At 53.9% G+C, this 7,923-nt stretch carries 7 protein-coding genes and 1 pseudogene; 5 read left to right on the plus strand and 3 right to left on the minus strand.

The window, feature by feature from the left end:
* The first annotated feature begins 16 nt into the window (after positions 1-16).
* Together amaB and ACWVCN_RS10155 are read left to right on the plus strand one after the other, a co-directional pair.
* Positions 17-1,432 (plus strand): annotated as a pseudogene (gene amaB, locus ACWVCN_RS10150) (L-piperidine-6-carboxylate dehydrogenase).
* Positions 1,433-1,466: 34 nt separating this feature from the next.
* Positions 1,467-2,063 (plus strand): VOC family protein, encoded by a 597-nt coding sequence (locus tag ACWVCN_RS10155; protein WP_455245534.1) that lies wholly within the window; start codon positions 1,467-1,469, stop codon positions 2,061-2,063.
* 4 nt (positions 2,064-2,067) lie between these two features.
* Here ACWVCN_RS10155 and ACWVCN_RS10160 read toward each other — a convergent pair whose 3' ends face one another.
* Positions 2,068-3,672: a peptide chain release factor 3 gene (locus ACWVCN_RS10160; protein WP_455245536.1), complete on the minus strand. Its 1,605-nt coding sequence runs from the start codon at positions 3,670-3,672 to the stop codon at positions 2,068-2,070.
* A gap of 226 nt (positions 3,673-3,898) precedes the next feature.
* Between ACWVCN_RS10160 and ACWVCN_RS10165 the strand changes: the two genes are divergently transcribed.
* From ACWVCN_RS10165 to ACWVCN_RS10175, 3 genes are all read left to right on the plus strand, one after another.
* Entirely contained in the window at positions 3,899-5,701 is a 1,803-nt protein-coding gene (locus ACWVCN_RS10165) for a tetratricopeptide repeat protein (protein ID WP_455245537.1), read from the plus strand.
* A gap of 301 nt (positions 5,702-6,002) precedes the next feature.
* Entirely contained in the window at positions 6,003-6,599 is a 597-nt protein-coding gene (locus tag ACWVCN_RS10170; protein WP_455245539.1) for a sigma-70 family RNA polymerase sigma factor, read from the plus strand.
* Positions 6,600-6,619: 20 nt separating this feature from the next.
* On the plus strand, positions 6,620-6,898 hold the full coding sequence (locus ACWVCN_RS10175) for a zf-HC2 domain-containing protein (RefSeq protein ID WP_455245542.1): 279 nt from the start codon (positions 6,620-6,622) through the stop codon (positions 6,896-6,898).
* 234 nt (positions 6,899-7,132) lie between these two features.
* Here ACWVCN_RS10175 and ACWVCN_RS10180 read toward each other — a convergent pair whose 3' ends face one another.
* Together ACWVCN_RS10180 and ACWVCN_RS10185 are read right to left on the minus strand one after the other, a co-directional pair.
* Positions 7,133-7,480 carry a hypothetical protein gene (locus ACWVCN_RS10180; protein WP_455245540.1) on the minus strand — a complete coding sequence of 116 codons (348 nt, stop codon included), beginning with the start codon at positions 7,478-7,480 and terminating at the stop codon, positions 7,133-7,135.
* Positions 7,481-7,730: 250 nt separating this feature from the next.
* The coding region (locus tag ACWVCN_RS10185) for a hypothetical protein (protein ID WP_455245541.1) at positions 7,731-7,923 on the minus strand (193 nt) is incomplete at its 5' end.

Consider the following 7,923-nt stretch of genomic DNA (forward strand, 5'->3'; position numbering starts at 1 on the left):
CCCCCTGCTCCAATCCATGAACCCTGCCACCGGCGAGAAGATCGCAGATGTGTATCCTTGCTCGGTCAACGATTACCAATACATTGTGAAACAATCGGAAGAGGTATTTCGAAGCTGGAGAATGGTCCCAGCCCCCAAGCGAGGAGAACTGGTCCGACTCATCGGCCAGGCCCTCAGAGAGAGAAAAGATGAGCTCGGCACCCTCGTTTCGCTCGAGGTCGGCAAGATCAAAGCTGAGGGTGACGGTGAGGTCCAAGAAATGATCGATATGGCCGATTTCGCCGTGTGACAGTCACGTATGCTCTACGGTTCCACGATGCAGTCGGAACGACCAGCCCATCGCATGAGCGAACAGTGGCATCCCTTGGGACCGGTTGGTGTCATCACCGCATTCAATTTCCCTGTAGCAGTCTGGGCGTGGAATGCTTTCCTCGCCGCAATTGCCGGAGACACAGTGATCTGGAAACCTTCGCCTAAGGCTCCCCTTTGTGCCATTGCAGTGCAACAGATCTGTAATAGGGCAATGGAACAGCTGGGGTACGAGGGCATTTTTTCGCTCTTTATCACTGATCAGGCCATTTTGGCCGAAACGATGGTACAGGACCATCGGCTGCCGTTGATTTCCTTCACCGGATCAGTGCCGGTCGGACGTCGTGTTGCCGCTGTCGTGGCCCAACGACTGGGTCGTACACTGCTCGAGCTAAGCGGCAACAATGCGGTAATCGTGGACGAGACCGCCGATCTCAAAATGGCCGTGCGGGCCATCCTGTTCGGGGCTGTCGGAACAGCCGGTCAACGCTGCACAACCACTCGACGCGTGCTGGTTCATGAATCGCTGGCCGATGAGCTTCTCGGCAAGCTGGTCCAATCCTACGGTCAAGTTCAGATCGGGAATCCTTTGGAGCCGAATGTGCTCCTGGGCCCCCTGATCGATCATGCTGCGGTAGAGGCCTATCGATCGGCGATCGACGAGGTCAAGAAAGAAGGGGGCGAAATTCTGTATGGAGGCCATGTCTTGAATCGACCCGGTTATTTTGTTGAACCGACGATCGTTCGTGCGCAGAATCATTGGCCTGTTGTCCAACGGGAAACCTTCGCGCCGATCTTGTACGTCATGACCTTTCGAACGATCGAGGAAGCCATTGCCTTACAGAATGGCGTCCCTCAGGGTCTGTCGTCAGCCATGTTCACCAATAGTCTCCGGCATGGCGAACAATTTCTTTCGGCGGCCGGCAGCGATTGCGGCATTGCGAATCTCAACATCGGCACCTCTGGCGCAGAGATCGGCGGGGCGTTCGGAGGAGAAAAGGAAACAGGTGGAGGGCGCGAGGCGGGTTCTGACTCATGGAAAGCTTACATGCGGCGACAGACCAACACGGTCAACTGGGGAACCGAATTGCCGCTTGCGCAAGGGATCAAATTTGGCTCTTAAGTAACATAGACGGTAAAAGGGTGAGGTGATCACTATGGACACGAACCGTGAGCTCGACACTCTGCTCGATCGCATGATCGCGGAATATGTCGCGCGAAACCGTGCTGCCAAGGTGCTCAAAACGATGCTGGATGAAGCTGGAGTGGGGTTCTATCCCGTCGTCGACCATGTCACGTTGCGAACCCTTGATATCGACCGCCGCGCAACGCAGTTCGTGGTGCTCGGCTATGCTTATGATGAAACAATCGAATACGGCGATTGGTATGCCAAGGTGTATCGGAAGGCCGGTTATCCCGCTCTCTTCATCGATCAGGCCTATTCGGACGACCGAGGCAAAACCAGCATCATTCCTGGATGGGTGCACAATTTTGGAGATGGTGTATTTCACCACGTTGCGGTGCGTGTTGAAGATATCGAGAAAGCCATAGAACGACTTAGAGCCAAAGGAGTGGTTTTTGCTGGAAAGATCGTCGGTGGTTCAGGTGGGCAACTCCGGCAAATATTTTCCTCGCCGGAGATGGTCGAGGGGCAACCTTTCACCGTACTGGAGTTGGCTGAGCGGCATAGAGGGTACCAAGGGTTCCTGCCGCCGCAAGCCGACAGCCTGATGAAATCCTCTGTACCAGGCTAGGCTGTTATCCCATCTCCCTGAGCACGTGATCCGGATTCCGATCACGCGCGATGGTCTTCATCAGATTGTCAGCAAACAGGACAACCACCCTCCCCCGCTGATCTTTCACCACCATTGAGGCGGAGGGGGCCTTGAACGTGTTCGGATCGCCTTCCAGCCATGCACTGCAGGTATATGGCAGTTGATCAAGAACGGTTTCTACCCGGTATTCGTGGCGCAACCTATACTGCAACACGTCGAACTGAAGCCGCCCCACCGCAGCCACTAAGGACTCCAGATCGTTGAGGCTACTCATGATCTGCACGGTCCCTTCCTGCGCCATCTGTTTCATGCCCTTGTCGAAGGTCTTTCGTTTGCCGACATCAGTGGGACGGATTCGTGCGAATATCTCAGGTTGAAATTGCGGGAGGGGTTTGTAGTTGAAGCCTCCTGTCAAAGAAATGGTATCACCTATGGCGAAGACCCCGGGGTTGATGATCCCGATGATGTCACCCGGGAAGGCCTCCTCGACGGTACTCCGCTCCTGAGCCACGAGACTGTGCGGCCGCGACAGCCTGATCTCACGGCCCAAGCGATGATGCTTTACAACCATGTCGCGCTCAAAACGACCGGAGCAGACTCTGAGAAACGCCGTACTGTCGCGATGTTTCGGGTTCATGTTTGCCTGTAGTTTGAACACATACGCGCTGAAGGGCATTTCAATCGGATCAACGGAAAGTTCCGATCCGCCCTCGCGATCAGCCGGCCTCGAACCAGGGCAAGGTGCGAAGTCCACAAAGCTATCCAAAAAACTCTCGATGCCGAAATTGGTGAGGGCCGAGGCGAAGAACACCGGAGTTACTTCTCCCGCGAGAAACTGGTCGCGAGAAAAGGGATTCCCTGCGATCTCGAGTAACTCCAAGTCATGTTGCACCTGGGCCATCACATCATTCGGCACGCGATTGCTCGCGACAAGATCAGATAATCGCATCCGGTCGACGTCGACTTTAGTGGCTCCGCCGTGCGCCGTACGGCTGAAGAGTTCTACCCGGCTGTTATCACGGTGGACGATGCCGACAAAGTCGCTTCCCGATCCGATCGGCCAATTGATGGCGCTGGCGTGAATGTTCAACGCCTGCTCGACTTCAGTCATCAAATCGAGCGGCGGGCGCCCCGGCAAGTCCATTTTATTGACCAGCGTCAGTACGGGAATGCGCCTCATCCGGCAGACGGCAAAAAGTTTTCGGGTTTGTGCCTCAACCCCCTTGGCCGCATCGATCACCATGATCGCACTGTCGGCGGCCGTCAGTGTGCGGTAGGTATCTTCTGAAAAATCCTGGTGGCCGGGAGTATCAAGAAGGTTAATAACCGCCCGTTTATAGGGAAACTGCATCGCAGAGGCCGTAATCGAGATTCCCCGCTCCTGCTCCATGCCCATCCAATCCGATGCAGCGGTCTTCCCTCCTTTGCGTCCGCGCACCATCCCGGCGGTGCGAATCAGGCCGGAGTACAGCAAGAGTTTTTCAGTGAGGGTTGTCTTGCCGGCATCCGGATGGCTGATGATAGCGAAGGTACGGCGTTTTGCTATAGCGGTGGCCAGCTCAGTCTGTTGAATCGTGTCAATATTCATAAGTCGTGCAGCATACCATATCTATTCAACGACCTGGGAGGGATGTCCTTGAATCGAGATACGTTTGGCATGAGCTGGTGAATCCTTCGTCGGGTCCGTGCCTCCCACAAGGTGTGCATCTCGAAGCGATCTTGGATCCCCTCTTTCGATATTGCGTTTTCACGGTATAATGCAAGGCAGCTGTACATATCTGACGCCAGAAATTTCCGGTTTCGATGACTCGCAGATGGGGCACTCTGTGTTATCAGTCAAGAAGTCTGCTCCCGGCCAGACTGTAACCTTCCGCCGACTTGCCGGATGCTTTTTCGGGTGGCTGCTCCTCAGCCCGTTTGCCTTAGTCCCGTCGATGGAAACGGTGGCGTTAGGTGAGACCGGTGCGCCTCCGCCTTTTGAATCAGAAGCCCAGATCGCCCAACGGGCAACCGCCGCATGGGAGCATGGAGACATTTCTCGGGCGCTTGAAATCATGGATCCATGGATTCGTGATCATCCTGATTCCATCACTCTGTATCGATTGCGCGGAGATATTTTCGCGGCGTCTCGACGTCCACAAGACGCCATCGTCGCCTACGACAAAGTCCTCGCCATGGATCCTCACGCCGTCGATGTCCGCTGGGCCAAACGTGGGGTCATGATCCGGACGGGAAAGGGCGAAGAGGCTCTGGCCGAGCTGAAACGCATTGCAGAAATCGATACTAGTAACCCGTTAGTCCACCTGGAGTTGGCAAAGGAGCTTCGTACCCTCGATTTTCTTGAAGAATCACTTGAATCGTACAAAAGGGCGGTCAAGCTGGCCCCGCATCTACCGGGCTGGCGTTTAGCCATGGCGCGGGCGAGATTCGACGTCATGGACTACAAAGGTGCCGCGCAAGATGTCGAGTCGGTATTGCAGGAATTGCCCAATGGCTCTCCGTTAGAACTACCCGCAAAGAGCCTTCTCTCGACTATCCACGGCAACACCAGGGAGCGCGGCCGCCGGTTCGAACGCATCTATACGCCGCCCGAAGTCAGCGCAGAGAACCTGAAAGAGTGGGGCCTGACCCGGGCGGAAGCGTGGAACCATTTTTCAGTAGGACGGTACGAGGAGGCCGAGCCCATTTATCGACGGCTCCTGGAACTCAACCCTACCGACGCCACCGCTGCCTATCAACTTAGTGTGTCGCTCGTAGAAATGAAACGGTGTCCCGAGGCGGTTCCTATCTTCAAGGGATTGCCGAACATGGGATTGGGTGAGGAAGAATCCGCAGATGCCACGTTTCTTATGGGACAATGCCTCGTCGAGATGGAGCAGTGGGAGGAGGCCTACTTCAGCTTCCGTCTCCTCTACGACGCGGCGGTTGAATTCGAGCGCAACAACAAGGGCGTGGAATTCCCTCCAGGGACCCGGCTGCTGGACAAGGGGAAAATCTCGCAGTGGCTGGATCGCATCCGGCCACACGTGCCCGAAATCACGAATGCAGAGCCGAAAGAGGAGTCCCCTATCGCTCAGAGTCAAGTTCCCATCGTGATGACTCCGGAAGAATTGCGACGCAGAGCCGTAGAAGCTTTTCCACCTCAGAAACCGCTCGAATCGAGAGCGGCCCTGATGGGCCGGGACGCGGATTTCAGCTGGTTTCGCTTTGTCATACCGGCCGCGAAAGTTCTGCGGGATGATTTCCCTACCGGCGCCCACGAGTTTATTCCAATGAATCCGAACAACAGTTTTCCCCACACGCAGCGCGAGATCTACCTGGTCTTCGGCCTTGTGTCGTCTTCCTATGATGCAGTTTCGCTGTCCTCACAATGTTTTATCGAGACACCCGACATTGAAGCCGAGGAACGTCCGATCGTTCAGGATCGGGTTGTCATGTCGATGAACGACCAATCGGGATTCTTTCTCTTATCCCGTCCAGAAAACGGATGGGAGAAAGGTCTCTATCGCTGCGGTCTTTTTGAGGGAGACAAGACTTCTGCCTATGCTCATGTGGACGAGGTCAGATTCCGTATCGTCGACACAACTGGTGAGCATATTCGCATTTCACAACAGTAGTAAGGAAACGTCCGCCGGCATCGTCCTCTATTTACCCGCTATCTGTAAGTGTCGGCACGTGATGACCGCGTTCAGGACAAACAAACAGCCCAGTAAACTCCCGCTCGGATCAACTGTTCATGGGTCCCCGACGATTGCCATGGCACATGGATATGTTTGACAAGCGGTAGATCACCTTCTATCAGTACTTTTCTTAAGCCGCTGTCATTCGGCTTTGTTTTTTGTAAGAATTCCCTATTTCAACCGACAGTAGTCCGTGGAAAGGACCGCGTACATTCAGCACCGCGCAAAGAATTCGTTCATGAGTGACCACAATCCCTCTGATCCGCAGCGTTGGGTCGATGAACACGGTGATTTTCTTTATCGGTATGCCCTTGTTCGCGTTCGGAATTCGTCCGTGGCCGAAGATCTCGTCCAAGACACCTTCCTTGTGGCATTGCAGGGGACACATCAGCAAACAGGGCCCACTGCGGAACGTCGATGGATGGTCGGCATCATCAAACATAAGATCATCGATTATTTTCGACGCACGGCCAAGGAGGCGAATCAGGCTCAGGATCATCATACGGAAAAGCAAACCGACGAATACGATTTCCTTGCCGATGGCCATTGGAAACCGGAGATAGGGCCGATACATGCATGGCCTGAAAATCCCGACGCTCTGCTGGAACGACAGCAGTTTCGTGAAGTCCTTGCGGGCTGTCTGGAACGATTGCCTCCAAAGACAGCTCAGGTCTTCACCCTTAGAGAAATGGACGAACTCGAGACGGCGGAAATCTGCCGCCTTGTCGGAGTGACACCGACGAATATGAGCGTGATCCTCTATCGGGCAAGAAAGCAGCTACGCAACTGCCTGTCGCACCGTTATTTCGGATTGCACCAAGAGCACGAGGCCTAATGAGTCAACCATTTCGTCTGATGCCCAGTTGTCGGGACACAGCCAAGCTGCTTTCAGATGCCATGGACCGCCGCTTGCCGCTTCACGTCAGAATTCCGCTCCAGCTTCATTTGAGTGCTTGCAGACTATGCAGAAAATACCAGAAACAACTCCGATTGCTGCGTGAGTTGTTCAGACGTGCCCCTGCTGAGATTTTGAATCTAAGTCAATCTTCAGAATCTTCTCTTTCGGCCGAGGCCAAAAATCGTATTAAGCAAGCCATTAATTCGTATCGCGACTCCTCCCCGCCTTCTTCCTAGTCGCATTCTGCAGTGCCAACCACCTTCTTCTGGCCGAATTCTCCGGTTGCTCTTAGAGAAACTCCAACATAGCGACGCAGAGTGCAGCGTCGTGAACATCATTCATCATCAGGGAGATTTTTAAAGCAACATGTTGTGTCCGCCGCATTTCAATGCAGCGGACATGGTTCTTTGATCAGGAAGGGATCCTTGCAGGACACGGGCGATTCATTGAAACAATTGCTAATGTTGCGGCTATTTCACAACAACATGAACTGTCGCCGAAGCGGGTAACAGCTTGTGGTCTTTAGTCGCAGCTTGAACCTTTATTTCATGTTTGCCGGGAGTCACTCCTGAAAAGGGGCTTTTGAACCTCTTTTGATAGGCTCCGTCCAAGTACACATGAGCATGATGAGCCTGCGAACCCGGATGCAATTCATACTTGAGCTCGAACGTCGAACCGACAGTATCTCCGTCCTTCGGAGAGTTGATCTGAATATGAGAGCCGTCGTCCTTTAGAGCTTCGTCGGAAAAGCTGCCTAGCGGGAAGGCCGCAATTCCTATTACGACAATGCTCGCCAGGACCATCGAGAATTTCGACATAAGTGCCTCCCTGGAATTGGAAACAGACGGGGAATATATCCTGACTATCCTATCTATCAAATTGATCACGCATGGCAGTTCCCTCGGAACAATACTCGATTGCGGTTTCAAGCTCAACAGAATTGGAGCGAAAACACGTGGCACAGCGAAATCAGTATCGGCACAGCCCGAAGACAACAAGTCGATGTGTACGCGATGTTGTTGCCGTTTATTAAACGTTCTGTCCGGTCGAGAAGGTCACTAAAGGATTTCAGGGAAGAATGATGGCCGATTCAGGATAGCCGATTATTTTAAGACTTCCCTCAACCGAGTCAATCATGGGAGGTGGACCGCAGAGAAAGATTACTGTCTCGGAATCGGGAGGCGGCAGATGACGACGCAAGATGTCTTCTGTGATGCGGCCCTTCCCTTGTGACCAGTTTACAGGAGGTTGCCCCAGCACG

The organism is Petrachloros mirabilis (assembly GCF_975968855.1).